Source organism: Acinetobacter sp. YH12235, assembly GCF_013417705.1.
In the GTDB taxonomy this organism is placed as follows: domain Bacteria; phylum Pseudomonadota; class Gammaproteobacteria; order Pseudomonadales; family Moraxellaceae; genus Acinetobacter.
This window is the reverse complement of record NZ_VPDL01000067.1, coordinates 1-1,321: the sequence shown is the minus strand read 5'-3', so window position 1 is coordinate 1,321 and position 1,321 is coordinate 1. Positions and strand designations below refer to the sequence as shown.

At 43.8% G+C, this 1,321-nt stretch carries 2 tRNA genes and 1 rRNA gene; all 3 read right to left on the bottom strand.

The window, feature by feature from the left end:
- Positions 1 to 665: ribosomal RNA gene (locus FTV13_RS15545) — 23S ribosomal RNA — on the bottom strand; the annotation flags it as partial.
- Between the two features lie 431 nt (positions 666 to 1,096).
- Positions 1,097 to 1,172: transfer RNA gene (locus FTV13_RS15540), tRNA-Ala, on the bottom strand.
- Positions 1,173 to 1,233: 61 nt separating this feature from the next.
- Positions 1,234 to 1,310, bottom strand: a tRNA-Ile gene (locus FTV13_RS15535).
- Positions 1,311 to 1,321: the final 11 nt, after the last annotated feature.

Here is a 1,321-nt window from a genome sequence, read left to right as displayed (position 1 = left end):
CGGGTCTATACCCAGCAACTAAACGCCCTATTAAGACTCGATTTCTCTACGGCTCCCCTATTCGGTTAACCTCGCTACTGAATATAAGTCGCTGACCCATTATACAAAAGGTACGCAGTCACCACACAAAGTGGCTCCCACTGCTTGTATGCATGCGGTTTCAGGATCTATTTCACTCCCCTCACAGGGGTTCTTTTCGCCTTTCCCTCACGGTACTGGTTCACTATCGGTCAGTCAGGAGTATTTAGCCTTGGAGGATGGTCCCCCCATATTCAGACAAGGTTTCACGTGCCTCGCCCTACTCGACATCATCATATAAGCCCTTTCGTGTACAGGACTATCACCCACTATGGTTGCACTTCCCAGAGCATTCCACTAGAACTTATATGACTTAATGGGCTGTTCCCCTTTCGCTCGCCGCTACTGAGGGAATCTCAATTGATTTCTTTTCCTACGGGTACTGAGATGTTTCACTTCCCCGCGTTCGCTTCATTAACCTATGTATTCAGTTAATGATACCTACCTTATGGTAAGTGGGTTTCCCCATTCAGACATCTCCGGATCACAGGATATTTGCCGCCTCCCCGGAGCTTTTCGCAGGCTATCACGTCTTTCATCGCCTCTGACTGCCAAGGCATCCACCACATGCACTTAATTACTTGACTATACAACCCCAAACAGTCGTTAAACCTTACAAGTAGGTTTAGCAACAAGTCTTACGACTCACAGTTGGCGTCTTGTGCATTTAAGCACTGTACAGCTTCAATTAGATTCATATACCAAAACGCTTGATTCAGTTTAATCGCTAGAACTCATCTAATCGCTTCATAGTTGCCTATGTTGCTTTCAACGAGTTTGAACAAATTATTTCAACTCAAATATATTCTGTTAATGATTTAATGCATCTTCGTCAGATTGCATTACTGTGATAAATCACAGAGATTATCAAGTGGTGCGTATCATAACGCTTGTACTTGTTAATCTCTAGGATCTAAACACTTGATCGCTTATTTCTTAGCTCTTTCCAGCATTGTTTGACTATCATCTAATCAATCAACCTCATTAATTTAAAAAGCAGTGCTTTTAAATTAATTCGTGGTGGAGACTAGGAGAGTCGAACTCCTGACCTCCTGCGTGCAAAGCAGGCGCTCTACCAACTAAGCTAAGTCCCCAGCTTATCAATAAGTCAATGTTTCTGATTTCTTCACTCTGCAATTGCTTGCTTGTCGTTAGTGGTGGGTCTGACAAGACTTGAACTTGTGACCCCACGCTTATCAAGCGTGTGCTCTAACCAACTGAGCTACAGACCCTCAGATACATC